This is a genomic window from Halorubrum sp. AD140 (genome assembly GCF_034497445.1).
Lineage (GTDB): Archaea > Halobacteriota > Halobacteria > Halobacteriales > Haloferacaceae > Halorubrum.
In genome coordinates this window covers 1-1,424 of record NZ_JAXRUU010000193.1, presented here as the reverse complement: position 1 = coordinate 1,424, position 1,424 = coordinate 1, and the positions used below count along the sequence as shown (strand labels likewise).

Genomic DNA, 1,424 nt, shown 5'->3' with positions numbered 1-1,424 from the left:
CGCGGCCCCGCCGATCGGCCTCGTTCCGATCTGCGAGTCGCCCGCAGCGGCCCGCAACCCCGTGAAAACGGCTCACACGGGCCGTACGCGATACGATGGTTTTAAACGACGCTGGCGTGAATCGACACCCAATGGTAACCATCTACGACGTGCCGGCCGACGACCTCATCGAGGCCGTCGCGGCGCGACTTGAGGACCGCATCGACGAGCCCGACTGGGTCGAGTTCGCCAAGACCGGCGCCGGCAAGGAGCTCCCGCCGGAGCAGGAGGACTTCTGGTACGTCCGCTCCGCGAGCCTCTTACGGAAGGTCGCCCAGAACGAGCCGGTCGGCATCGAGCGGCTCGCGACCGAGTACGGCTCGAAGAAGCGCGGCTCGAACCGCTACTCGGTCCGCCCCGGCGAGCACGAGGGCGGCTCCCGCAAGCTCATCCGCTCGTCGCTCCAGGCGCTCGAAGAAGACGGACTCGTCACCACCGCAAGCGGCGAGGGCCGCCGCGTCTCCGACGAGGGTGAGGCGTTCCTCTCGGAGGTCGCGACCGAAGTCTTCGAGGACCTCGACCGGCCGGAACTCGAACGCTACGCGTAACCCGCTGTTTTGCTTTCGTCCGTTTGACCCCGTTAGCGGCCGCTATATCGCGTCGTACGGCCTTTAACTACGGCGCCTCGTCTCCGATGAATCTCTGACCGTTTCACCCAATATATCTTATTTTGCTATATGAAATTTCGTACACCCCTACGATATGATCCGCGTAGCTGACCAGTAGCTTGAATTTCGACGTAAAAAACACTGACACATCCAGAACATCGTCCATCAGGAATGCATCAGCCCCGTTATCGGGGTCCGAGGCCGCGGCATCGCTCGCGAGTTGGTCGCGAACAGCCTCCAATCGTGGCCGCTTCTCCTCACCGTAGGAACCGAGAACGAAGTAGGACGTGTTGTTGATAAATCGTCCGAGGCCCTCATGCATCGCGGTCTGGATTGCCTCGACCCGTTCTGGTGTGAGCGTCTCTCCCGGCTGATCACCCAATTTGTCGATGACGGCACGGGTAGCGTCGTCGTTGGTCATACTGGGTAGGATTCACTACCGCCACCTAACGGTACGGAAATCCGACCGGAAGTGGAATACGCGAGCACTCTGGCTACCACTTCGATATTCATCGAAATGGTTATGTCGCCGGGAGACAAACACCCATACGGCTCTGTTGAAATCCTATTCTTCAGATATATTCTCGTCTGAAACAGCCGGTCGGTGAAAACTGCGAGTGTATCAGAGTGTCTCGGTGGTAATCGACACATCACTTGGAGCAGTGACGGTGATTACGAGAACCTGCTGCTCATCAGAGGGGCTGAATGATACAGAATGTTCCGTAGTGACTCGTTCGTCATCTTGATGAATTGTAGCGTTGATGGTGTACTCCCAAC

General features: G+C 58.6%; 2 protein-coding genes. One reads left to right on the top strand and one right to left on the bottom strand.

Translation table 11 applies throughout. From position 1 onward, the window contains the following. Window positions 1–131 precede the first annotated feature (131 nt). The gene (locus tag U4E84_RS17335) at window positions 132–587 is read left to right on the top strand and encodes a 30S ribosomal protein S19e (RefSeq protein ID WP_322533341.1); all 456 of its coding nucleotides are present in this window, start codon (window positions 132–134) and stop codon (window positions 585–587) included. 103 nt (window positions 588–690) lie between these two features. On the opposite strand, the gene U4E84_RS17330 is transcribed toward U4E84_RS17335, so the two are convergent. Further along, window positions 691–1,068, bottom strand: a complete 378-nt coding sequence (locus tag U4E84_RS17330; RefSeq protein ID WP_322533340.1) for a hypothetical protein — start codon at window positions 1,066–1,068, stop codon at window positions 691–693. Between the last annotated feature and the right edge of the window lie 356 nt (window positions 1,069–1,424).

Bases quoted from the DNA above. Each gene is read 5' to 3' on its own strand.
- U4E84_RS17335 (WP_322533341.1), top strand. From the start codon at position 132: ATGGTAACCATCTACGACGTGCCGGCCGACGACCTCATCGAGGCCGTC.
- U4E84_RS17330 (WP_322533340.1), bottom strand. From the start codon at position 1,068: ATGACCAACGACGACGCTACCCGTGCCGTCATCGACAAATTGGGTGAT.